Raw genomic sequence first — 23,209 nt, forward strand, 5'->3', positions numbered from 1 at the left:
GGACAAAACGGTGACACGGCACCCTACAGATCATCCGCAGTTCTATCTTACTGCACCCGCACCCTGCCCCTATCTTGAGGGAAAACAAGAGCGCAAGGTCTTTACCCATCTTGTCGGCCATGGTGCGCCCGCACTCAACGAGGTGCTCACACAGGGCGGGTTCCGGCGCAGCCAGAACATTGCCTACCGCCCGGCCTGCGAACGGTGCCAGGCCTGTATCTCGGTTCGCGTACGCGTCGATGATTTCAAGTGGAGCAAGTCTTTCAAGCGCGTCTGGAAATCAGGGTCCGACATCGTCGGCGCCCGCCTTCCACCCAGCCCGTCAGCCGAACAATACGATCTCTTCCGGGACTATCTGCAGGCCCGTCATGAGAATGGCGGCATGACGGAAATGAGTGTCCTCGACTATGCGATGATGGTTGAAGACACCCATGTCGAAACGCTGGTGCTGGAATACCGGCGACGTGGCCCGAACAGCTTCATCACCGGAGCAGGCGAAGGCCCGTTGCTGGGTGTCGCCCTTTCCGATCAGCTCTCGGACGGATTGTCGATGGTCTATTCCTTCTACGATCCCGAATACGCCAAGACGCCTCTCGGCACCTATATGATCCTCGACCATATCGAGCGCGCCCGGAAGATGAACCTGCCTTACGTTTACCTGGGATACTGGGTCAACGGCTCTCAGAAGATGGCCTACAAGGCGCGCTTCAAACCGCAGGAACATCTTGGCCCCAACGGCTGGCTGATTGTCGACGCAGAGGCCTATCAAAAGGCACCGCATTCGGAAGACTGACAGCAGACAATTTGGTTCGGCCGGATGCCCGATGCATGGCTCAGAGCTTTGCAGCCGCCGAGCTACCGTTCTCACCTCACCCCTCATCCTGACGAAGCGCGCCAGCGCTGTCTCGAAGGATGAGCGGCTTATGTAGAAGCATTTTGCCGATCCCTGGCGACAACACTGCGCGCTTCTTCAACTTGAGGCAGGAAATGTGGCCTCTGCCCGTGGCTGGCAGCGTCTTTCCCGGGATCTTGATTTTCAACAAAACCGATCGGCGAACAGTTTACCGACGGCCTTGCCCCACTCAGGGAATGAATGCGCGGATCTGCCTGAAGACCGAGTGGAACATCTCTTCGGTCAGACGGCCGGTATTGGTGTTGTAGCGCGAGCAGTGATAGCTGTCGAAAAGCGTCAGCCCCGTTCCGGGAAGCTCGTGCTGCGCTCCATGGGCAAAGGCGAAAGATGCCCTGCGTTGACCGAGCGCCGTCAGGAAGGTTTCATGCGCGATGCGGCCGAGCGCCAGTACAGCCTTGATCGATGGATTGGCATCAAGCGTCGACAACAGATAAGGGCGGCACGTCTTGATTTCGGCGCCGGTCGGCTTGTTCTGCGGTGGCAGGCAGCGCACCGCATTGGTGATCATCGCATCTTTCAGCCGCAAGCCGTCGTCCGGACGGGCCAGATACGTACCTTCGGCAAAACCGAACTCGATCATGGTCTGGTAGAGAAGATCCCCGGCGTAGTCGCCCGTGAAAGGCCGGCCTGTGCAATTGGCCCCCTTCATTCCCGGCGCCAGACCGATGATCAGAAGGCGCGGAGACGCATCACCGAATGATGGCACTGGTGCATTGTGCCAGTCGGGATAGGCAACCTTCAACTCCTCGCGCAGAGCTACGAGGCGCGGGCAAGCCGGGCAGTCCGGCGGAGGGTCAACCGGCCAGCTATCTGCAATACGTTCGGACATTGACCGGATCGGCCTCAGTAGTCGTCGTCCTCGTCGTCTTCATCGACGTGCGCGGGCGTTTGCGGACGAGCAGGACGTTCGGACGGATCACGGCCGATCTTGTTTGCAAGGCTCGCCAGATCGATGAAGTGGTCGGCCTGACGGCGCAGATCGTCGGCGATCATCGGCGGCTGGGTCTTCAGCGTTGAAACCACGCTCACCTTGCGGCCCTTGCGCTGCAGGGCTTCCACCAGCGAGCGGAAGTCACCGTCACCAGAGAAGAGGACAACGTGGTCGACCGATTCAACCAGCTCCATGGCATCCACGGCAAGCTCGATGTCCATATTGCCCTTCACCTTGCGGCGGCCGGCGCTATCGACGAATTCCTTCACCGGTTTGGTGATGACCTTGTAACCGTTGTAGTCGAGCCAGTCGATCAGCGGACGGATGGAGGAGTACTCCTGATCTTCGATCAACGCGGTGTAGTAATACGCACGCAGCAGATACGCCTGTCCCTGGAACTCTTTCAGCAAACGTTTGTAGTCGATATCAAAGCCAATCGCCTTGGCAGTTGAGTACAAGTTCGCCCCATCAATGAACAAAGCAACTTTTTCTCGAGCGTCAAACATCTTATTTGAAACCTTTCCGAGTCATACACGCCGCTCTTGCAATGTTGCGTAGGAGGAACTGGCTTCCCGCGACCGAATTCCTGGCGCACGCTTTGAGGCGACGTATATTTTGCTGTAAGTTTACCGCGTATTCCGTGGCGTCACACAGCTTATCATTTTGTTTTGTCAACGGCCTTCTGATTCTGAAAAGGGCCGTTACTAGTGGCCTACACCATTATATTGGAACGCCGCAATGCAAAAGCGAATATGTTGCGCGAAATCAGGCAAAAAAACATCGGATTTTTTGTCTGTGCGTTCAAGGAACTGACTTGCTGCTCTCAAATCTGACAAGGGGTTGCTTTTTGGAAACGTGAACACTATACGCTGGTTCTTCATGTTCCTTAAGCCTATGGAGACGTCGAATGGCGCGCGTGACCGTCGAGGACTGCATCGACAAGGTCGAAAACCGGTTTGAGCTGGTGCTGCTTGCTGCGCATCGCGCTCGTATGATCTCAAGCGGCTCGCCGCTGACCATTGACCGTGACAACGACAAAAACCCCGTTGTCGCGCTGCGCGAGATTGCCGAGCAGACCGTCAGCCCGGAAGACATGAAAGAGGATCTGATCCACTCTCTGCAGAAATATGTGGAAGTGGATGAGCCGGAGGCCGATGCCGTGCCGATGGTTCCGTCCTCCAACCAGCATCAGATGACGCAGGTCAACAATGTTGACGACAGCGCTGTCGAGTTCGACCGCATGTCCGAAGAAGACCTGCTGCGCGGCCTGGAAGGTCTCGTGCCGCCGGAGCGGACCGACGACGTCTGATTTGAGTTCACAAGTTCGTCTGAAGCGCGGCGGGAACACCCCGGCGCTTCTGACGGCTTTTGTCTGTCCCGCTGATGTCTCAGCCGTTTGCCAGGGTCGGTTGCGGCCATGATGCGTCAATACGAACTCGTTGAACGGGTTACGCGTTACAATCCGGACGCCGACGAGGCCTTGCTCAACAAGGCCTACGTCTATGCCATGCAGAAGCATGGCTCGCAGACCCGTGCGTCCGGCGACCCCTATTTCTCCCATCCGCTCGAAGTTGCCGCGATCCTCACGGACCTGCGCCTGGACGACGCGACAATTGCCGTCGCCCTGCTGCATGACACCATCGAGGACACCGATGCGACCCGTGCTGAGATCGACTCCCTGTTCGGCGAGGAAATCGGCAAGCTGGTCGAGGGGCTGACCAAGATCAAGCGACTTGACCTGGTCTCGCAGAAAGCCAAGCAGGCAGAAAACTTCCGAAAGCTTCTGCTGGCCATTGCCGATGACGTCCGTGTGCTTCTGGTCAAGCTGGCCGACCGTTTGCACAACATGCGCACGCTCCACCATATGCCGGAACACAAGCGCGGACGGATTGCCGAAGAAACGATGGAAATCTATGCGCCGCTCGCCGGGCGCATGGGCATGCATGACATGCGCGAGGAGCTGGAAGACATCGCCTTCCACACGCTCAACCCAGAAGCCTATGAAACCATCACCGACCGTCTGGTCGATCTGCGCGAACGCAACCGAGACCTGATCCTGGACATCGAGACAACTCTGACGGAGCGCCTCAGCGAGCGGGGCATGGCTGCCTTGGTGAAAGGCCGTGAAAAACGACCCTACTCGATCTTCCGCAAGATGCAGCGCAAGGCCATCGGCTTCGAGCAGCTTTCCGATATCTACGGGTTCCGCGTCACCGTCGGCACCGTGGAGGCCTGCTACCGCGTTCTGGGTGTCATTCACACGACCTGGCCAACCGTTCCCGGCCGGTTCAAGGACTATATCTCCACACCCAAGCAGAACGACTACAAGTCGATCCACACCACCATCGTCGGTCCATCGCGCCAGCGTGTGGAATTGCAGATCCGCACCATTTCCATGGACAGGGTTGCGGAGTACGGCATTGCCGCGCATGCGCTTTACAAGGACGGGGAATTCGGCGGGCGCAATATTGCCCGCCACACGGAGGACTGCCGCGCCTTCGAATGGCTGCGCAGGACCACCGAGTTGCTGGCCCAGGGGGACACGCCGGAAGAGTTTCTGGAAAATACCAAGCTGGAGCTTTTCCACGACCAGGTCTTCTGCTTCAGCCCAAAGGGCCGGCTGATTGCCCTGCCCCGCGGCGCGACGCCGATCGATTTTGCCTATGCGGTTCATACCGGCATCGGCAACACCTGCGTCGGCTGCAAGATCAACGGCAAGATCATGCCGCTGGTCACCGAGCTGCATAACGGCGATGAAGTTGAAATCATCCGGTCGCCCGCGCAAACGCCGCCACCGGCCTGGGAAGCGATCGCCGTTACCGGCAAGGCTCGTGCCGCGATCCGCCGTGCCACCAGGGAATCCGTGCGCAAGCAGTACGGCGCGCTCGGCGAACACATTCTGAAGCGTGCCTTCGCGAGAGCGGACAAGGCCTATTCCGAAGATCTTCTGGAAGCTGTTCTCGACCAACTGCACCAGGCCAGCGTTGCCGATCTGCTGGCGGCGGTCGGGCGCGGCGACCTTTCGGCACAACTGGTTCTGAAATCAGCCCATCCGGACTACCAGGACGAACGTGTGGCCATTTCCGGTCCACCGATGGAAGAAGGCTGGTTCGGCCTAAAGCAGGGCCATGGAATGAAGTTCCGCATTCCACCGGGAGAGCTGGCTGCAGACAAGGCCGCCGTCAACGCCGATGGCGAAGCCGAAGAAGGCCCTGCCCTGCCGATCCGAGGTCTGTCCGGCGACATTCCGGTCACTTTCGCGCCAGATGGCGGCGCTGTTCCCGGCGACCGTATCGTCGGCATCTTGACCCCGTCCGAAGGACTGACCATCTATCCAATACAATCGCCGTCCCTGAAGGAATTCGACGACCAGACGGAGCGCTGGGTCGACGTTCGCTGGGACATCGACGTCAACAATCCGGAACGGTTCCCTGCGCGCCTGGACATTTCGGCTGCAAACGAACCCGGTTCCCTGGCGACCATCGCTCAGGTGATCGGCGAAAACAGCGGCAATATCGACAACGTCAAGATGATGCAGCGCGCCTCGGACTTCCATCAGATGATCATCGATCTGGAAGTCTGGGATTTGAAACACCTGAACAGGATCATAAACCAGCTGCGTAGCAAGCCGAATGTTTCCAGCGTCAGCCGTGTGAATGGCTAGGCTGCCAGGCGCAGCCGGCAAGAAGGACAAAACCACTTTCGAGTGGACGACAACGCTGATCGACCATGGGCAGGCGCGCAGCCGCCGAAGAATTTTGAGGGGATCTGATAATGACACGCGATGAAGTTCTGGCCGTATTTCGCGAGGCCGGAGCCTTTCTGGAAGGCCACTTCATTCTGACCTCCGGTCTGCGCAGCCCGGTCTTCCTGCAGAAGGCGCGCGTGTTCATGTATCCGGACAAGACGGAAAAACTCTGCAAGGCGCTGGCCGAAAAAATCCAGTCCTCTGGTCTCGGCAGGATCGATTACATCGTGTCACCTGCCCTTGGAGGGCTCATCCCGGGTTACGAAACAGCCCGCCATCTCAACGTTCCGGCCATGTGGGTGGAGCGGGAAGACGGTGAATTTCGCCTGCGGCGCTTCGAAATGCCGCAAGGCGCCCGGGTCATCGTTGTGGAGGATATCGTTACGACAGGCCTTTCCAGTCGCGAAACGGTAACCTCGTTGAAAGCTCTTGGTGCTGAAGTCCTGGGTGTTGCCTGCCTGATCGACCGCTCCGGTGGCGAGGCCGATGCCTCTGTACCGGTAATTGCGCTGGCAGAATACAAGGTTCCGGCCTATGAACCGGATAACCTGCCGCCGGAACTGGCCGCCCTGCCTGCAGTCAAGCCGGGCAGCCGCGGATTGAGCTGAACGAAAAGAACACGGGATCGTACCTTAGACCATGCTGTTTCGCCGAAGAAATAGGCCAACGAGGATCGAGCGGCTGCGTGTCGCCGTCTGGCCGCGGAACAGTTGGGCGCGCTCGACCCGCTATTTCGGCAAGCGTGTGCTGCGACTGACGGCAACACCCCACGCAATTGCCCTCGGCTTCGCCGCGGGGGCGTTCGCCTCCTGCACGCCCCTGGTCGGGTTCCATTTTCTGACAGCGTTCGGGATTGCCTACATGGTGCGCGGCAACCTGATTGCCGCTGCGCTGGGAACATCGGTCGGCAATCCGCTGACATTCCCGTTCATCTGGGCCTTCACCTTCAAAATCGGGCAATGGATTCTCTACGGGCGTGCGCCGCACGCCGACCCCCACCAGGTCCACCAGCAGTTTCAGCATGGTCTTTTCGCAAAGTCGCTCGATGCCCTCTGGCCAATGCTCAAACCGATGTTCATCGGTGCTGTTCCGCTCGGTCTTATCGTCGGAACCGTGTCCTACGTGATCGTTTACAAGAGTGTCGAAGTCTATCAGCGGCGGCGCAGAAACAAACTCGCCGACAAGGGTGCCAGCAAACATGGCCGGCTGTTCCCCGCTCCGGGCAACACTGTGGAAGAAGACGGCAGCGCTTGATTTTCACGGCCGGCAGGTCCAACTAGGGTTTGGACCTCGTCCCAATCCCGCCGCAATCTGGAAAGCAAGGCATGATCCTTGGAATTGGCAGCGATCTGATTGACATCCGCCGGATCGAGAAAACTCTCGAGAGATTCGGAGAGCGCTTCACCAACCGAGTCTTCACCGAAGTTGAGCGAACCAAATCGGACAAGCGCGCAGAACGGGCTGCTTCCTACGCAAAACGTTTTGCAGCCAAGGAAGCCTGCTCGAAGGCACTCGGCAGCGGCATTCGCATGGGTGTCGCCTGGCGCGAGATGGGCGTCGTAAACCTGCCGTCCGGCAAGCCAACCATCGCCCTGACCGGCGGCGCCGCCGAGCGCTTGCAGGCCATGGTACCCTCCGGTTTCAAGACCACTATCGATCTCACAATTACGGACGACTACCCGCTGGCGCAGGCCTTTGTCGTTATTTCAGCCTGGCCGACCGACTGGCCCGAGCCGCAAAAGGCGGATTCCCCCTGAAAGCCCTGCCTTAAGGGCCTTCCTCTCATTGCGTCGGCAGGCGCTAGCGGATAAGAGTCCGGCTGTGAACGGCGCTGCCGAACAGAACGCCGGACGATTTTGATCAAGGGACAAGATGAGCGTGACGGAAAACAAGAAGGATAAGGACAGCGGCCTAGCCGAAACCATCAAGGTTATTGTCCAGGCGTTGTTGCTTGCCCTGATCGTGCGAACATTCCTGTTCCAGCCGTTCAACATTCCGTCCGGCTCGATGAAGGACACCTTGCTGGTTGGCGACTATCTGTTCGTCTCCAAATACAGCTACGGATACTCGCGCTTTTCCTTCCCCTTCGGCCTGGGCCCCTTCAGCGGCCGGATCTGGTCCGCCGAGCCAGAGCGGGGAGATGTCGCCGTTTTCAAGCTGCCGACCGATACGTCCATTGACTACATCAAGCGCGTGATCGGCCTGCCGGGCGATACCATCCAGGTCATCGAGGGCGTGGTGCATATCAACGGCGAACCGGTCAAACGCGAGCGGATCGACGACTACATCGAACAATCGCCCTCTGGTCTCGTGCGCCGGGTGCCGCGCTACCGGGAAACCCTGCCGAACGGCGTTTCCTACGAAACCCTGGACCTGACGACACGCGGAGATAAGGACAACACCCGCGAGTACAAGGTGCCTGAAGGCCATTTCTTCATGATGGGCGACAACCGCGACAACTCTGTCGACAGCCGCTATCTGGACAGGGTCGGCTACGTTCCGTTCGAAAACTTCATGGGCCGTGCCGAAATCCTGTTCTTCTCCGTCAAGGAAGGAACGCCAGCCTGGCATATCTGGTCCTGGCCGTGGAGCGTTCGTTGGGAACGGATTGGCCGGACACTCTAACCGGGGCTTTGGCGGTACGTCGCCGAAGCAGGCAGCATGAAAAGACAACTTCATCAACCAGGGCCGATTTCGGCCCTGAAAAACGCGCTGCAATACGAGTTCCGTGACCTGGAGCTGTTGCGGGTCGCGCTGACTCATGCCAGCGCCCTGCCCCCGTCCGAAACGGTTGCGGGAAGTTATCAGCGTCTGGAGTTTCTTGGTGACCGTGTTCTCGGCCTCGTGATTGCCTCCATGCTGCACAAGCATTTTCCCAAGGCAGACGAAGGTGAACTGGCCCGTCGCTTCAACCATATGGTCAAGCGCGAGACCTGTGCGGAAATCGCGCAGGAACTCGGCGTCGGCGATGCGATGCGCATCGGCCTTGCAGAAGCGCAGACGGGCGGCCGCAAGAAAACCGCCCTTCTTGCCGACATCTGCGAATCCGTTATCGCCGCGATTTACCTGGATGGCGGCTTCGAAGCGGCCGAAAGTTTCATCACGCGCCTTTGGGAGCCGCGTATGCTATCCTGGTCGGGTCCGCTGCGCGATGCCAAGACAACGTTGCAGGAGTGGGCGCAGTCCAAGAGCCTGCCGACGCCGCGATACGATGTCACCAGCCGGGACGGACCGGACCACGCTCCTAATTTCACCGTGTCGGTCACCGTTCAGGGGTTGCCGCCGGGCGAAGGCAAGGGTGGCTCAAAACGAATTGCAGAACAGAATGCGGCAGAAGCCGTGCTGCGCCGGGAAGGCGTGTGGAAGGAATAGAACAGGTTGAGCGACGACACCACCAACGGCGGTCCGATGGACGAGGACGATGACAACGGCTTTCAGGCCCCGACCGGCCGTTTCGACATGCCGCTTCCCGAGCCGTTGCCGGAGATGCCGGCTGACACCAAGGCCGGGTTCATTGCCCTGATCGGCGCGCCCAACGCCGGTAAATCGACTCTGATCAATCAGCTTGTCGGCACCAAGGTATCCATTGTCACGCACAAGGTGCAGACCACCCGCACGATCGTGCGCGGCGTGGCCATGCACGGTGCGGCGCAGTTGGTGTTCATCGATACGCCAGGCATTTTCAAACCCAAGCGCCGGCTCGATCGCGCCATGGTCGATACCGCTTGGGGCGGTGCGCGCGATGCCGATCTGATCGCGCTTCTGGTTGATGCCCGAAAAGGTTTGACCGAGGAAGTGGAGAACATCCTCAAACGCCTTTCCAGCCAACAGGCGCCCAAGGTCCTGATCCTCAACAAGACCGATGTCGCCAAGCGCGAGAAACTGCTTCAGCTGGCGCAGAAGATCAATGAAATCGTCCCGTTTGAAGAGACCTTCATGGTGTCCGCTCTGACCGGCGATGGCACCCAGTCCATTCTGGACTATTTCGCGTCCAAGGTTCCGGACGGTCCCTGGCTCTTTCCGGAAGACCAGCCGTCGGATCTGCCTCTTCGCATTCTTGCCGCCGAGATCACCCGTGAGAAGCTGTTCGAGCGCCTGCACGAGGAACTGCCCTATATCTCCACCGTGGAGACAGAACAGTGGCAGGCCCGCAAGGATGGATCGGCCAGGATCGAGCAGACCATTTACGTGGAACGGGATAGCCAGAAGTCCATCGTGCTCGGCAAACGCGGCCAGACCATCAAGGCGATTTCTCAAGCCGCCCGCGAAGAGCTTTCGGAAATCATCGAAGCTCCCGTTCATCTGTTCCTGTTCGTGAAGGTTCGGGAGAACTGGGCGGACGATCCGGAGCGCTACCGGGAAATGGGGCTCGAATTTCCGAAATAATTTGCGCGGATCTCCGAATCCGCCAAACTCCCGGCCAGACGTGAAACGGGAATCGGCCCTTGGAATGGAGCGGACGCGGCGTGGTGCTGACCACCCGCAAACACGGCGAAAACGATGTCATTCTGGAGGCCATGACGCTGGATCATGGCCGCCACCTCGGCCTTGTGCGTGGTGGTCGTTCCCGGCGGCACCGGCCTGTCCTGCAGCCTGGCAATGAGCTTACCCTCACCTGGAAGGCACGCCTTTCCGACCATCTCGGCCAGTTTCAGATTGAGCCGGAAACGCTGCGGGCGGGTGACCTCATGACCAGCAGTCTCGGTCTGGCAGCGCTCCAGCATCTGGCCTTTCTGCTTCGCCTCCTGCCCGAAAGACATGCCTACCCGAGATTGTTCAATGCGCTGCCCGTGGTTCTGGACCATCTGGAGGCTTCGGACGCGGCAGCCGCGCTTCTGATCCGCTTCGAGCTTGAGGTCTTGCGTGACCTCGGTATCGGTCTTGATCTTTCATCCTGCGTCGCCACCGGCAGCAACGAAGACCTTGCCTATGTCTCACCGAAATCCGCCCGTGCAGTCTGCCGGGAAGCCGGCGCGCCCTATCATGACCGCTTGCTCCCCCTGCCCAGCTTTCTTCTGGACGGGCAACGGCAGGCAGGCAGTGAGCTGACCTGGGCCGATGTCACCCAGGGTTTCGAATTGACGAGCTTTTTCCTGAACAGATACGTGCAGGAACATGAGGCCAGGGACGGCGGCACACGAAACCAGGTGCTCACCGCCCTTGAAAAGCGTTACCGAACCGAATTCCCCTGGAATTTCTGAAACTCCAGAAACACGCCTAATTTGCTTCCGGCTGCACCGGCTGCCAAAGCGAACTGCTCTCGCCCTTGCGAAGAAGGATCGTCTCAACGACACCAGTAACTTCGTTCAGCGGTACATATCCGATGTAATTCGTGTAACGGCTGTCGACCGAATTGTCCCGATTGTCGCCCATTACAAACAGATGACCGTCGGGCACGACATATTCTCTTGTCGTGTCCATTTCTCCTTGCGGATTGAGATCCAGAACCTCGTAACTTCTGCCGTTCGGCAAAGTTTCCCTGTATCGCGGAGCAGAGACCTCAGTACCGTCTGAAGCGTCGTAGCGATAGTCTGCAAGGGCCTGACGTGGAACAGGCACATCATTGATCAGCACCACGCCGTCCTGAAGCCGTATGCGCTCGCCAGGCAAGCCGATGACCCTTTTCAGATAATCGTTTGCCCCTTTTGCAGCGATATTGAAAACGATTACGTCTCCGCGGACTGGCTCATAGTGCTCGCCCATTGAGGGGAAGATTTTTCTCCCAAGAACAACTTCACCGACCTCCAGGGTCGGACGCATGCTGCCTGAAGGAATGGAATAGGTTTTCAGGCGCAACAGGTAAAAATCATTCCAGGACACCACTACAGCAGCAAGAACCAGCGCCACCAAAACGACGATAAGCCAACGAAAAGATTTGCGTCTGGAAGTCATGCACCACCTTGAAGGACCTCACGCGTTTGGCTGCGTGATTGAAACAATCAGAGGATCCACTAGAGGGTGAAGCTGATTCTCACAACTCCTTCCTGCAATCGTAGGTTTTCCCGCGGCGTGTCTTCATCCTGCCTGTGCGGTTTTCTGAGCAGCGGGAGAAATGTCCGGCGTGACGGTGCTGCCCGACAGGGTCATGCCCTTGGCGAACAGACGTCCAAGATCCGCTTCGGAAAGCGGCCTGGAAAACAGGTAGCCCTGCACTTCGCTTGTGCCGAGGCTTTTGAGGATCGACAGTTCTTCCTCGGTTTCAACACCTTCCACAACGCAGGCAATGCCCATGTCCCGGCTGAGGGCCAACAGGGATTTGACGATGCCATATCCTGCTGTATCCGGCCGAATACCGTGGACGAAACTGCGATCGACCTTGATGCAATCGAGCGGCAGCTTGTGGACATGAGTGAGACTTGAATACCCGGTGCCGAAATCATCGAGAGACAGGCGGATGCCGGTTTCCTTCAACGCCAGGATCGCCCGGCTCGCTTCCTTGAAGTCCCACATCACGGAGGTTTCCGTCACTTCGCAATGCAGCCGCGCGGGATCAAAGTCATATTCAGCCAGCAGAGCGAGTATTTCCTGAACGAAACCTCGGGACGACAGGTTGCTTGCCGACAGATTGAACGACACCTTCAGGTCGTCAGGCCAATTGCGGGCCGCTTCAAGCGCCTTGCGCAACAGGGACAGCGTCAGCTTGTTGATCACCCCGCAACGCTCGGCAATGGGGATAAAGTCGCCAGGCGGCACATTGCCCAGCAAAGGGCTGTTCCAGCGGGCAAGGCACTCCACGCCCGTGATCCGGTTATGCACCACGTCCACAATGGGCTGGAAGGCGACCGATATTTCGGTGTCGATATCCGCCGCCTGCAGTGCCTGGGTAATCCTGGCGTGGAACTGCATCTGCTCGCTGTGCCGTGGGCCGAAAACGGCAACCGGATGATTCCGGTTCAATTTTGCTTCCTGCAGAACGTAGACGGCACGTTCCAGCAATTGCGTGGGCGACAGCACGCTTCCATCCACATGCGCTATTCCAGCGGCGTAATTCAACTTCATGCTGCCTTCCGGCAACGGGCAGGCCTCGGCAAAGAGCTCTGTGAAGAAACTGTTGACGTCGGAAAAGGCTGCCGCGTCTCCAACCGCAAGGAGAGCGAACTCGTCGCCGGCGATGCGGGCAACGAACAAGTGCGGTTCGAGTTTGGATTGCAGCCTTCTGACGACCTCCTGCAGGATCTGATCGCCAATGTTGAGACCATAGATGTTGTTGATCGCTCCGAGGCCGCCCAGATCGAACACACACAAGGACAGCGCGTCCCCCGACTGACGAGCCGAGGTGAAGCTTTTTTCCAGTTCCATGAGGAAACACCGCCTGTTCGGCAGACCAGTCATGTGATCGTGATTGGCGATGAAATAGTTCAGATCGCTCAGCTTCTGGGTTTCGTCCTGCTTGTGTTCCAGCTCCTCGGCATGGCGTTTCAGGTCCCTGCCGGCGCGGATCAGGCTGATAAAGCCGCGATAGTGGTTGTTCAGAACGAAAAAAGCGCCCATTGAGGCGGCAATTCCATAGAGTGCGAAATAGGTAAAGACCTCCTCCCCCGTGATGGCAAAATAAAGAAAATACAGGGTATTGGCGCAAAATGCGTTGATGACGGCCACGGCGCGAAAATGGATCAGGCAGAAGAGAAGCACCAGGTTGGCAACGGCAATCGTGAAAACGACCTGAACCTGAAGGTAGGGTCCGCCATAGGGAAAAAGCGACAGAACCCAGATCGAGAAGAGCGCCGGCGAAACAACCGCCAGGATCTTCGTCTGTTTCTGCCAGGTCAGAATTTCGTCGTGATCGGGCGTCATTTTCTGGCGTCTGCGGACAGTCACGATACGTTGCACCGCAAAAGCAGTCACCAGAAGCGGAATGACAAGGGTCAGAAAGACAGGGGCGACCGGCCAATGTGTCAGAGACAAACCCCAGCCACCCGCCAGGCTCATCATGTAGAGGAATGGGGTCTGACGCTGGACGAACTGATATTGCGCAAGCGCGACGTCAGGATCGCCGCTCTCACCGGCAACCCAGGTGGTGAATGACGTCCAGGCCGACGTTACCCAGTTTGACCCCATGAAGGCGCGTTCCAAAGTTTAACAAACCATCGTTAAAATCCACTACTTCATTGTCTTGATACCTCACCTGCCTTGACATGACATTAAGGAAGGGACGTTTTTTTCAGACTTTTACTTTTGTTTTTCTACAAGGCGCCTTCACCGCGTCATCCCATGCTCAGGACGGCACCTGCTCCACCCCGTGCGCCTTCTGATATTCGTAGCTTGGCGTGCACATCAAGAAATGCGCGCATCATCAGCGGCTGCGTCATCGGTAAGTCCGCAGCCCTTGTATGGCTTCTTGTCCTAAAGACACGGATTCATTGCCGGCAGGCGCGGAACTGACAGCAGGTCGTCGACCCTCGCCGTGAACGCCTCGTCCGAAGTTTCGTCAAACCCAGACACCAGACGCGCAGGGAGTTGCACACGCTCGGGAACGTCCGCCTTACAGCTTTTCAACTTTCCAGATATATCCGGCCCGGTCAGATCGTTGCGGAGTTTCCTGAGCATCGCCTGATCGCGCTCCTGCAGTTGGCTCATCGTGACGGGCTCGATCGAATTGGCGAGGATGAAACGATCCATCCGGTCAAGCGCCTCGTCCACAAGACGCGATACGCGCACGTTTTCAACGTCCTGACAGGTGTCGAGCGCTGCCCGCACCAATTGATAGATCCCCTTGGCGCAGAGCACCGCGCCATGGCCGCTTTGATCGAAGGTAGCGATCTTTATTTTGCCGTCCTTGCGTTCCATCTCCAACAGCACATCACCCGGAAGCATGACTTTCCGGATCTCGGTTCCATCGGGCAAAACCTCGAACTCAGGTGCCAAGTCCGGCCGGTCGAAGCAGGAATCGTAAGGCGTGTTCCATGGTGCGGATTGCGCGAAAGCGGCCAATGGAGAAAAGAGCAGGAGCGCGGAAGCAAGACTGCTTGCGGCAAAGGACAGTTATATCACCGGTTCATTCTACGAACGAAATGGGCCCTGCCGAGCTTTCAGTGCCTACCCAGGATTGCATTGATGATTTCGGATTTACCTGTAAAAGACCACCGGGAACAGCCGCAATAGGTTTCTTCGCCAGTCATCGCCGGCCACGCCTGCCTGGACCTACCGATTTCCGTTGAAAATCGGCCAGTTCCGGCCCTTTCCGCGTGCAAGCGAATTGAACCCGCCCGCCGAACAGGTTAGCAGATATCCATGGGAAAAGAGACGACACCGCCGCCAAGCGGCATTGAGAGCATCAATCTCAAGAATGCGCTGGAAGAGCGCTATCTGGCCTATGCCTTGTCGACCATCATGCACAGGGCCTTGCCGGATGTGCGCGACGGTTTGAAACCGGTGCACAGGCGCCTGCTTTACGCGATGCGCCTTTTGAAACTGGACCCTGGGTCCGGCTTCAAGAAATGTGCCCGCGTTGTTGGTGACGTTATCGGTAAGTACCACCCCCATGGCGACCAGGCGGTTTACGATGCTCTTGTCCGTCTTGCCCAGGACTTCGCGCAGCGCTATCCGCTGATCGACGGCCAGGGCAACTTCGGCAACGTTGACGGCGATAACGCAGCGGCCATGCGTTACACCGAAGCGCGCATGACCGACACCGCCAAGCGGCTGCTGGATGGCTTGGACGAAAATGCCGTCGATTTTCGCGAGACCTATGACGGTGAGGACAAGGAGCCCATCGTTCTGCCGGGCGGTTTCCCGAACCTTCTCGGCAACGGCTCGTCGGGCATTGCCGTTGGCATGGCGACCTCCATTCCGCCGCATAATGCGTTCGAGCTTTGCGAGGCGTGCCAGCACCTGATCAAGAACCCGAACGCGGAAACGGGCGAGCTGCTGGAGTACATCAAGGGCCCGGATTTCCCGACCGGCGGTCTTCTGGTGTCGGATCAGGGGTCCATTCGCGAGGCCTATGAAACCGGACGCGGCAGTTTCCGCGTTCGTGCCCGCTGGGAAGTGGAAGACCTCGGCCGTGGGCAGTGGACGATTGTCGTCACGGAGATCCCCTACCAGGTGCAGAAGTCGCGCCTGATCGAGAAAATCGCCGAACTGCTGACAGCGCGTAAACTGCCGCTTCTGGACGATGTCCGCGATGAATCGGCAGAAGATATCCGCATCGTTCTGGTGCCGCGTTCGCGCAACGTCGACGCCAATATCCTGATGGAGTCCCTGTTCAAGCTGACGGACCTGGAAAACAGGTTCTCCTTGAACATGAACGTCCTGTCCATGGGCAAGGTGCCTATGGTGATGGGCCTGAAGCAGGTCCTGCGCGAGTGGCTCGATCACCGCAAGGAAGTGCTGATCCGGCGGTCCGAATACCGGCTCGGCCAGATCAACCACCGTCTCGAAGTTCTGGAAGGCTATCTCGTCGCCTATCTGAACCTTGACGAGGTCATTCGCATCATCCGCGAAGAGGACGAACCCAAAGCCGAACTGATGCAGACTTTCGAGCTGTCGGATGTCCAGGCGGAAGCCATCCTCAACATGCGCCTGCGGTCGTTGCGCAAGCTGGAAGAGATGGAAATCCGCAAGGAGCACGACAAGCTGTCAGCGGAAAAAGACGATCTGACCAAGCTGCTCGGTTCCGATGCGCGTCAGTGGACCAAGATCTCCAAGGAGATTGCGGAAATCTCCAAGGTCTACGGCCCTGAAACCGAAATCGGCAAGCGTCGGACAGACAAGTCCGAAGCCCCCGAAACGGATCTGATCGATATCCAGCAGGCGATGATCGAAAAGGAACCGATCACCGTCATCATCTCCGAAAAGGGCTGGATCCGGGCGATGAAAGGTCACCAGACGGACCTTTCCGGCGTCGCCTTCAAGCAGGGCGACAAGCTGAAGCTGTCGTTGCACGCGGAGACGACGGACAAGATTCTGCTGTTCTCTACCGGAGGCAAGTTCTTCACGCTGGGTGCGGACCGCCTGCCGGGTGGGCGCGGCCATGGCGAGCCGATCCGCCTGATGGTGGAAATGGACGAGGCGCAGGATGTGGTGAACGCCTTCGTTCACAAGCCCGGGCGCAACCTGCTGCTGGCAACCACTGAAGCACGTGGTTTTGTCGTCAGCGAGGATGACGTTGTTGCCAACACCCGCAAGGGCAAGCAGGTGCTGAACCTCAGCGCACCGGCCGAAGCCTCGATCTGCGTGGAGGCATCCGGTGATCACGTGGCCATTATCGGCGAGAACAGGAAACTCCTGGTGTTCCCGCTGGTGCAGATCCCGCAGATGGGCCGCGGCCGCGGCGTTCGCCTGCAGCGCTACCGGGATGGCAACATTTCGGACATTCGCGTCTTCAAGGGCGAAGACGGCTTGACCTGGACAGACAGTTCCGGCCGAAGCTTCACACGGTCGCTGGAAGAGCTCGCAGACTGGCGCGGTGAACGCGGCCAGGCCGGCCGCCTCCCCCCGACAGGTTTCCCCCGGTCGAACAAGTTTGGACCGAGCAAGCTCTAAGGCGAAAACGCGGTCCTTTTCGTGACCGGGCTAAGCCAAACTGGCGGCGCAAAGCCGCCGCCAGTGACCAGGCGTCATCCCGAATGCGCGCTTGAAGTGACGGGTCAGATGGCTTTGATCTGAAAAGCCACTGGCAAAGGCCGCATCGGCAAGGGATGCTCCCGTGTGCAGCTCTGTCTTGGCCCTCTCCAGACGCCGCATGACGAGATACCGGTGCGGGCTCGTTCCAAAGACGTCGCGAAACTGCCGCGACAGGGAAAACCTGTCCATCTGCGCCAGATCCTCCAGCTCGTCCATGCTGATCTGCTCGGCGCAACCTTCTCTCAAATACTCGGCGCAAGCCTTCAGGGACGGCCAGTTCAACGACGCGGCACCTGCCTTGCGGACATCGGCATGCCGGGCAAGGCACGCAGCCAGATCCGTCACCAGACAGTCGCGCCGGAAGTCGCCCATCTCGCAATCGATGTCGGACAGGGCATCCGCCAGATCTTTCCTGAAGCCAGCATCCGAGAGGACCGGTGAGCTGATAAACGGCAGGCGCGCATTGCCTGAGACAGCCAGCGTTTCACTGATCCGCTCCGGCGGAATGTAGATCATGCGATAGCGGAGACCGCGCTCGGTTCCCGCACCGCCATCATGCAGCTCATCCGGATGAATGACGATCACCTGTCCCGGCAGCGAAGCCCGTTTCTCACCGCGATAACTGAAGGTCTGCACACCGCTGATGGTCAACCCTATGGCGTAAGTGTCGTGCCGGTGCGGCGCAAAGCCGTTGCCGTGAAACCGGGCCTCGATGCGCTCGATCCCTTGTTCCGGTGGCGCAACGTGGATCCTGTCCGCTTCAATTGCGCACAAACGTTCAAGACCACCTGGCTTCAGCTCCGCTAGATCGTGCGCTTCCCTTTCTGGATGAAATCCCCGCGTGGAGTTGAAAGTCATGTTCGAAACCAAGTTCGTCGTTGTTGTCCGAGAAGATCTCGCTGTCTGGCAGAAGCTGAATGTGACGGCGTTCCTGTCAACCGGTGTTGCCGCGGCAAAGCCCGGCATAATCGGTGAACCCTATAGCGACGCGGCAGCCAATGTCTATCACCCGATGAGTGTGCAGCCGATCATCGTCCTGAGCGCCGATGCGCAAACACTCGGCAAGATCCACCAGCGCACGCTGGACCGTTCGGTTCCGGCAAGCCTCTACATAGAGGAAATGTTCACGACCGGCCACGACAGCGCCAACAGAGAGGTGTTTTCGCGCTTTGGGCCGGACGACGCAAAAGTCGTCGGCATTGCCTTTCATGCGGACAAGAAGGTCGCGGACAAGATTTCCAAAGGCGCGAAGATGCACGCCTGATCGGCCGGCGCCACGACCTCCTTGCGCCAAGGCGAGGCATTGCATCGGTTTGCCGACGCTGCAAGTGCCTGATGGGGCAGAGGCAAGGAGAGGTCTGCCCCGCCCGCCTCCTTCAAAAGTCGGGTCAATCTCGACTCGACTGCGCATGTCATTTCCGGGCACTCTTGGGCAAAGAGAACCCGGGAGGACATATGATAGGGGCGTTCACGTTCAACACCAGTCAACGGATCGTTTTCGAGAATGGAGCAGCGGCGAACCTGGCAAGCCACGCGGCTTCCTTTCTGGGGCGCCGCCCCTTTCTCGTAACCGATCCAGGCATTGCTTCCCTTGGCCTGCAAGCATCCTGCGAAGCCGCGCTGGCCGGTGCCGGGCATGAATTGGGCCGGTTCAGCGATGTCGTTGCCGATCCGCCGCGGTCGCTCGTCGATGCAGCCGTGGATGCGGCCCGTACTCACGGGGCGACATCCGTCATCGGCTTCGGCGGCGGTTCGTCTCTGGATGTCGCCAAGCTGGTCGCGCTGCTGCTGGGCAGCAACGAGGATCTGGACGATGCCTGGGGCATCGGAAACGCCAAGGGCCCGCGTTTGCCGCTGATCCTCGTTCCGACAACTGCAGGAACCGGATCGGAGGTCACTCCGATTTCGATCATCACGGTCGGGGAGGAAGAAAAACGCGGCGTCGTTTCCCCCTTCCTGCTGCCTGATGTCGCGATCCTCGACCCGCTGCTGACCCTTGGCCTGCCAGCGCCGGTAACAGCGGCCACCGGTATTGATGCGATGGTCCATGCCATTGAAGGCTACGCCTCGAAATCCGCGAACAACAATCCCGTTACTAGGATCCTAGCCGTTGAAGCCTTGAAGCTGCTGGGTGCCAATATCGAAAAGGCTGTGTTCACACCGGACGACAAGGACGCACGCGGTGCCATGTTGCTAGGGTCCATGCTCGCCGGCATGGCCTTTGCGAATTCTCCGGTGGCTGCGGTTCATGCGCTTGCCTATCCCATCGGCGGCACGTTTCACGTGCCGCACGGCCTGTCCAACGCGCTGGTTCTGCCGCATGTTCTGAAGTTCAATAACACCGTTGCTTCAGACACTTATGCCGAGATTGCCCCAATTGTCTTTCCGGCACTTGCCGAGGTCAGCGATGCCAGCGCGCGCGCTGATCATTTCGCGGAACACCTTGCGAGCCTTGCCGCAAAACTGGGCCTTGAAACACGCTTGCGCGATGTCGGCATCAGCGAGGCTGATCTGCCTAAATTGGCAAGCGATGCCATGAAACAGACGCGCCTTCTGGTCAACAATCCGCGTGAACTTGGCGAAATGGACGCGTTCGACATCTACAAGGCTGCTCTATGAACTTCACAGCTTCTCCACAAGCAGCCAGACCTGCTCCTTTAAAACGGTCCGACTTCAAAGCTTTTCTACATATCCCCACAAGATGGATGGATGTGGACATCTATGGGCACGTCAACAATGTGCAGTATTTGAGCTATTTCGACACGGCCGTTAACAGCTGGTACGTTGAAAAGAAATTGCTCGACCCACTCAGCAGTCCCGAGATCTTCCTTGTGGTCGAAACCGGCTGCCATTACTTTGCAGAACTCACCTTCCCCTCTGTCGTTTCCGCAGGGTTGAAGGTGGAGAAACTCGGCTCGACGTCTGTGGTTTTCCGGGTCGGATTGTTTGCCGGTGAAGCCGAGACAACTGCGGCACACGGCCGCTTTGTGCATGTCCACGTGAACCGCGAAACGCGCAGGCCCTGCCCCCTTCCCGACTGGAAACGGGACATTCTGGAAAGTTTGACGGTTTAGGTTCCGAAGCTGTCTTGTGAGACAGTTGAGCTATGAGAGATCACAGGCAATCCACGGGAAAGGCCCGGGACAGGCGTTTTCACTACCCACAGCAACTGCACAGCTCTTCCACACGTTATGCGCATGCCTTCAACAGGTTACACACACTCACGGAATTGTCCTGAAGTGCTGCTGTGGATAGCTGAAGTTAGCTGAAGTTCTTCATCAAACGGGACTTTTCCCGCTGCCAATCGCGCTTCTTTTCGGTTTCGCGTTTGTCGTGCAGCTTTTTCCCGCGCGCCAGTGCCAGTTCCAGCTTTGCCCGGCCCTGGTCATTGAAATAGAGCTTGAGCGGAACAATCGTCTTGCCTTCCTTCTGGACGGCACCCGCGAGCTTTCCGATTTCGCGCTTGTGCAACAGCAGCTTGCGCGGGCGGCGCGGTTCGTGGTTGAACCGGTTGGCCTGCAGGTATTCTGGAATATAGACGTTGTAGATCCAGATCTCGCCCTGATGCTCGGCAGCGTAAGACTCGGCAATGTTCGCCTTGCCATTGCGCAGAGACTTGACCTCGGTGCCTTTCAGCTCGATGCCTGCTTCCAGCGTATCTTCAATCTCGTAATTGAACCGGGCTTTCCGGTTGTCGGAAATGATGGTCCGCCCCGGATCGCCCCCTTTTCTCGGAGCCATTTTTATCCTTCCGGCGTCAGTGCCATGGATTTGAGTTCGTCTCGAACAGGCAAACCATCGAGACGAACGTCAGTTCCAGGCGACAAGCGCCATTTCTTTTCCGGTCAGTTGATCAGGCCGGCATGCGCCATCGCAGCGCGAATTTCGGCCTGTGCGGCCTCGGTCACCGGCAGCAGCGGCAGCCGAAGCTCTTCATCCACCTTGCCAAGCAGGGAAAGCGCGTATTTCGCGCCCCCCGGGCTCGGCTCCAGGAACATGGCCCGGTGCAGCGGTGCCAGACGATCCTGATACTCAAGTGCCTTCTTGTAGTCGCCAGCAAGTGTCGCTGCCTGGAATTCGGCACACAACCGAGGCGCTACGTTGGCGGTTACGGAAATGCAGCCGACACCGCCATGTGCATTAAAGGCAAGCGCGGAGATGTCTTCACCGGAGAGCTGGACAAAATCGGGACCACACAGATGGCGTTGACGGCTGGCCTTGGCCATGTCGGCGGTCGCATCCTTGACGCCCTTGATGTTCTCGCAAGTTTCAAACAGTTCGGCCATCGTTTCCGGAAGCATGTCGACGATCGAGCGGCCGGGAATGTTGTAGATGAAGATCGGAATCCCGACGGCATCGTTGACGGCCTTGAAATGGGCCTTCATGCCGGCCTGGTTCGGCTTGTTGTAGTAAGGTGTCACGACCAGCAAGGCATCAGCGCCAGCCTTTTCGGCGTGCTGAGCGAAGTCGATTGCCTCGATCGTGTTGTTGGAGCCAGCGCCCGCCATGACGGGAACGCGGCCGGCAGCCGCTTCCACGCACAGCTCCACCACCCGCTTGTGTTCGTCGTGGGTCAGCGTCGGGCTTTCCCCGGTCGTTCCAACAGGCACGAGACCGGATGAGCCTTCGCCAATCTGCCAGTCGACAAACTCCTGGAACCGTTTCTCATCAAGCGCTCCGTCCTTAAACGGGGTAATCAGCGCTGGAATTGAACCTTTGAACATCTCGGTTTCCTCTTGGATGATTGTCGCGGTTCCGACAGGCGGAAAGATATCTTTTTCAGATGGAGGCGCAACATACTCATCTGCTGAAGAAGGAGCAATGGTTCCAACGCCATAGAACTGCAGCTTTTCGACTTTTCTTGCCTCAACTGCGCTCTTCGAGCGACACCTGCCGCCTCCTTTTCAAACCCGGATAAGAAGTCTTCCTATTGGCAGCCCTCCGCATTCCACCCTATCTTTGAAAAAAATTCTGGATGGAAACGCTACGGGAGACACTCATGGCTTCTGCGCCACAAGAAGCATTTCGCAACACCGACACCGCGCCAACTCCCCCGGTGGTCGAGTTTACCTGGAAAAGCCCGGACGGGCTGACCCTTTCGGGGCGCGAGTGGCCAGCGGCAAAGGCTGCGTCCGAAGGCGCAACGCCTCCCGTTCCGGTTCTCTGCTTACCAGGACTTTCCCGAAACACACGGGATTTCAATGAGATCGCTCGCTTTCTTCAATCCCGCGGCCACAGGGTCATCGCTCTTGACTACAGGGGGCGCGGCAAGAGCGAGTGGGATCCAGACTGGCGAAATTACGCGCTGACCGTTGAAGACAAGGACATCGACGCCGCCATCGAAGAATTGAACCTGGACCGCTTTGCCGTGCTTGGAACCTCACGGGGCGGTTTGCATGCCCTTGCCATGGGCCTGCGCTACCCGGCATCCCGGATGGCCGCCGTGATCTTCAATGACATCGGTCCGCATATCGAGATGCGCGCGATTCACCGGATTGCCGCAACACTTGGCCATCACATGAAAAACGACTCCCATGAGGAGATCGCGGACAAGCTCGAACATACGCTCGGGTATCAGTTTCCAGGTTTCGTCAAGGCGGACTGGGTGAGACTGGCCCACCAGCTAGCATCGGAACGCGACGGACATGTCGTGATGGACTATGATCCGGCCCTCGCCCATCAATTGGCAAGCCTGGATGATGCCACGCCCACACCCGATCTTTGGCCGCTCTACGAAAAGCTGACCGACAGGCCGGTTCTGGTCCTTCGCGGGGAACATTCCGATTTGCTGAGTGCGGACACCTGCCGCCGCATGATGGAGAAACATCCCAACGCGGCATTGAAAACCGTTGCCGGCCAGGGACATGCCCCGGTTCTGTGGGATGGCGAGACCCATAAAACGATCTCGGAATTTTTGAAATCCGTCTGACCCTGATCAGACGGCAATGTGCGGGCTTCTGAGCTTCTGAGCTTCTGAGCTTCTGAGCTTCTGAGCTTCTGAGCTTCTGAGCTAGCGCAACACAATGTGCGTAGCTCTTTGCAGACATTTTGC

At 58.4% G+C, this 23,209-nt stretch carries 23 protein-coding genes; 15 read left to right on the top strand and 8 right to left on the bottom strand.

The features are described from left to right. Nucleotides 1-10 precede the first annotated feature (10 nt). On the top strand, nucleotides 11-793 hold the full coding sequence (locus V1T76_RS11115) for an arginyltransferase (protein ID WP_330560723.1): 783 nt from the start codon (nucleotides 11-13) through the stop codon (nucleotides 791-793). A 289-nt stretch (nucleotides 794-1,082) separates the two neighbouring features. On the opposite strand, the gene V1T76_RS11120 is transcribed toward V1T76_RS11115, so the two are convergent. Together V1T76_RS11120 and V1T76_RS11125 are read right to left on the bottom strand one after the other, a co-directional pair. Continuing rightward, a complete protein-coding gene (locus V1T76_RS11120; protein WP_330560724.1) occupies nucleotides 1,083-1,742 on the bottom strand; it encodes a uracil-DNA glycosylase in 660 nt (219 codons plus the stop codon). Nucleotides 1,743-1,756: 14 nt separating this feature from the next. Next, on the bottom strand, nucleotides 1,757-2,350 hold the full coding sequence (locus V1T76_RS11125; RefSeq protein ID WP_040438758.1) for a LabA-like NYN domain-containing protein: 594 nt from the start codon (nucleotides 2,348-2,350) through the stop codon (nucleotides 1,757-1,759). Nucleotides 2,351-2,751: 401 nt separating this feature from the next. Between V1T76_RS11125 and rpoZ the strand changes: the two genes are divergently transcribed. The 9 genes from rpoZ (at nucleotide 2,752) to recO (ending at nucleotide 10,793) form a co-directional block, all read left to right on the top strand. Further along, nucleotides 2,752-3,153, top strand: coding sequence for a DNA-directed RNA polymerase subunit omega (gene rpoZ, locus V1T76_RS11130; RefSeq protein ID WP_006931531.1), 402 nt, complete (start codon nucleotides 2,752-2,754; stop codon nucleotides 3,151-3,153). A 108-nt stretch (nucleotides 3,154-3,261) separates the two neighbouring features. After that, on the top strand, nucleotides 3,262-5,508 hold the full coding sequence (locus tag V1T76_RS11135) for a RelA/SpoT family protein (protein WP_330560725.1): 2,247 nt from the start codon (nucleotides 3,262-3,264) through the stop codon (nucleotides 5,506-5,508). 110 nt (nucleotides 5,509-5,618) lie between these two features. Then, the gene (gene pyrE, locus V1T76_RS11140) at nucleotides 5,619-6,200 is read left to right on the top strand and encodes an orotate phosphoribosyltransferase (protein ID WP_330560726.1); all 582 of its coding nucleotides are present in this window, start codon (nucleotides 5,619-5,621) and stop codon (nucleotides 6,198-6,200) included. A gap of 31 nt (nucleotides 6,201-6,231) precedes the next feature. Continuing rightward, a complete protein-coding gene (locus V1T76_RS11145) occupies nucleotides 6,232-6,846 on the top strand; it encodes a DUF2062 domain-containing protein (protein WP_330560727.1) in 615 nt (204 codons plus the stop codon). Nucleotides 6,847-6,917: 71 nt separating this feature from the next. Beyond that, the gene (acpS, locus tag V1T76_RS11150) at nucleotides 6,918-7,349 is read left to right on the top strand and encodes a holo-ACP synthase (protein ID WP_330560728.1); all 432 of its coding nucleotides are present in this window, start codon (nucleotides 6,918-6,920) and stop codon (nucleotides 7,347-7,349) included. A gap of 115 nt (nucleotides 7,350-7,464) precedes the next feature. Next, nucleotides 7,465-8,217 carry a signal peptidase I gene (gene lepB / locus V1T76_RS11155; protein WP_330560729.1) on the top strand — a complete coding sequence of 251 codons (753 nt, stop codon included), beginning with the start codon at nucleotides 7,465-7,467 and terminating at the stop codon, nucleotides 8,215-8,217. Between the two features lie 36 nt (nucleotides 8,218-8,253). Next, nucleotides 8,254-8,964, top strand: coding sequence for a ribonuclease III (gene rnc, locus V1T76_RS11160; protein ID WP_330560730.1), 711 nt, complete (start codon nucleotides 8,254-8,256; stop codon nucleotides 8,962-8,964). 87 nt (nucleotides 8,965-9,051) lie between these two features. Then, the gene (gene era / locus V1T76_RS11165; RefSeq protein ID WP_330560821.1) at nucleotides 9,052-9,978 is read left to right on the top strand and encodes a GTPase Era; all 927 of its coding nucleotides are present in this window, start codon (nucleotides 9,052-9,054) and stop codon (nucleotides 9,976-9,978) included. A 59-nt stretch (nucleotides 9,979-10,037) separates the two neighbouring features. After that, a complete protein-coding gene (gene recO, locus V1T76_RS11170; RefSeq protein ID WP_330560731.1) occupies nucleotides 10,038-10,793 on the top strand; it encodes a DNA repair protein RecO in 756 nt (251 codons plus the stop codon). 16 nt (nucleotides 10,794-10,809) lie between these two features. Here the strand turns inward: recO and lepB (V1T76_RS11175) are convergent, their stop codons facing one another. The 3 genes from lepB (V1T76_RS11175) to V1T76_RS11185 form a co-directional block, all read right to left on the bottom strand. Next, entirely contained in the window at nucleotides 10,810-11,484 is a 675-nt protein-coding gene (gene lepB, locus V1T76_RS11175) for a signal peptidase I (protein ID WP_330560732.1), read from the bottom strand. Nucleotides 11,485-11,607: 123 nt separating this feature from the next. Next, on the bottom strand, nucleotides 11,608-13,650 hold the full coding sequence (locus V1T76_RS11180; RefSeq protein WP_330560733.1) for a putative bifunctional diguanylate cyclase/phosphodiesterase: 2,043 nt from the start codon (nucleotides 13,648-13,650) through the stop codon (nucleotides 11,608-11,610). 285 nt (nucleotides 13,651-13,935) lie between these two features. Further along, on the bottom strand, nucleotides 13,936-14,457 hold the full coding sequence (locus V1T76_RS11185; RefSeq protein ID WP_330560734.1) for a hypothetical protein: 522 nt from the start codon (nucleotides 14,455-14,457) through the stop codon (nucleotides 13,936-13,938). Nucleotides 14,458-14,823: 366 nt separating this feature from the next. On the opposite strand from V1T76_RS11185, the gene parC reads away from it, so the two are divergent. After that, the gene (gene parC / locus V1T76_RS11190) at nucleotides 14,824-17,076 is read left to right on the top strand and encodes a DNA topoisomerase IV subunit A (RefSeq protein ID WP_330560735.1); all 2,253 of its coding nucleotides are present in this window, start codon (nucleotides 14,824-14,826) and stop codon (nucleotides 17,074-17,076) included. A 30-nt stretch (nucleotides 17,077-17,106) separates the two neighbouring features. On the opposite strand, the gene V1T76_RS11195 is transcribed toward parC, so the two are convergent. After that, nucleotides 17,107-18,015, bottom strand: coding sequence for an AraC family transcriptional regulator (locus V1T76_RS11195; protein WP_330560736.1), 909 nt, complete (start codon nucleotides 18,013-18,015; stop codon nucleotides 17,107-17,109). On the opposite strand from V1T76_RS11195, the gene V1T76_RS11200 reads away from it, so the two are divergent. The 3 genes from V1T76_RS11200 (at nucleotide 18,014) to V1T76_RS11210 (ending at nucleotide 20,231) form a co-directional block, all read left to right on the top strand. After that, the gene (locus tag V1T76_RS11200; RefSeq protein WP_330560737.1) at nucleotides 18,014-18,421 is read left to right on the top strand and encodes a DUF2000 family protein; all 408 of its coding nucleotides are present in this window, start codon (nucleotides 18,014-18,016) and stop codon (nucleotides 18,419-18,421) included. The two genes, V1T76_RS11195 and V1T76_RS11200, sit on opposite strands and share 2 nt — an antisense overlap. Before the next feature lie 191 nt (nucleotides 18,422-18,612). Continuing rightward, nucleotides 18,613-19,776 (top strand): iron-containing alcohol dehydrogenase, encoded by a 1,164-nt coding sequence (locus tag V1T76_RS11205; protein WP_330560738.1) that lies wholly within the window; start codon nucleotides 18,613-18,615, stop codon nucleotides 19,774-19,776. Continuing rightward, nucleotides 19,773-20,231, top strand: coding sequence for an acyl-CoA thioesterase (locus V1T76_RS11210; protein WP_330560739.1), 459 nt, complete (start codon nucleotides 19,773-19,775; stop codon nucleotides 20,229-20,231). The genes V1T76_RS11205 and V1T76_RS11210 overlap by 4 nt, the downstream gene beginning before the upstream one ends. Before the next feature lie 187 nt (nucleotides 20,232-20,418). Here the strand turns inward: V1T76_RS11210 and smpB are convergent, their stop codons facing one another. Together smpB and dapA are read right to left on the bottom strand one after the other, a co-directional pair. After that, complete coding sequence (smpB, locus tag V1T76_RS11215) at nucleotides 20,419-20,898, bottom strand: SsrA-binding protein SmpB (protein WP_330560740.1); 480 nt, start codon at nucleotides 20,896-20,898, stop codon at nucleotides 20,419-20,421. 104 nt (nucleotides 20,899-21,002) lie between these two features. Continuing rightward, the gene (dapA, locus tag V1T76_RS11220; protein ID WP_330560741.1) at nucleotides 21,003-21,881 is read right to left on the bottom strand and encodes a 4-hydroxy-tetrahydrodipicolinate synthase; all 879 of its coding nucleotides are present in this window, start codon (nucleotides 21,879-21,881) and stop codon (nucleotides 21,003-21,005) included. Nucleotides 21,882-22,156: 275 nt separating this feature from the next. Between dapA and V1T76_RS11225 the strand changes: the two genes are divergently transcribed. Then, entirely contained in the window at nucleotides 22,157-23,086 is a 930-nt protein-coding gene (locus tag V1T76_RS11225) for an alpha/beta fold hydrolase (RefSeq protein ID WP_330560742.1), read from the top strand. Nucleotides 23,087-23,209 lie beyond the last annotated feature (123 nt).

This window comes from Roseibium sp. FZY0029 (assembly GCF_036350355.1).
GTDB lineage: Bacteria > Pseudomonadota > Alphaproteobacteria > Rhizobiales > Stappiaceae > Roseibium.